Consider the following 219-nt stretch of genomic DNA (forward strand, 5'->3'; position numbering starts at 1 on the left):
TTTGTGTTTATGATCGTATCGCTTGGAACCGTAGCAGTAGATGAATCGTGATTCACTGTCACTTCAAAATATTTACTCGGAAGCTGATATCCTTTTACCGTTTTTGTCTCTACAAGATAATACTTCTTTGCTCCGGTAGCTGCGTCATCACCTTGAACTTTATTTTCTTCATTCGCCTTATTTGTATAATATGCAAGACCTCTAAACTCTGCAACACCC

General features: G+C 38.4%; 1 protein-coding gene. It reads right to left on the minus strand.

Going from position 1 to position 219, the window contains the following annotated elements:
• Positions 1–219 (minus strand): SpaA isopeptide-forming pilin-related protein (locus tag NE637_RS15645; RefSeq protein WP_256267843.1); only part of this gene is annotated, 219 nt, incomplete at both ends.

Origin of the sequence: Desulfovibrio desulfuricans (assembly GCF_024460775.1) — a bacterium.
In the GTDB taxonomy this organism is placed as follows: Bacteria; Desulfobacterota; Desulfovibrionia; order Desulfovibrionales; family Desulfovibrionaceae; genus Desulfovibrio; species Desulfovibrio desulfuricans_E.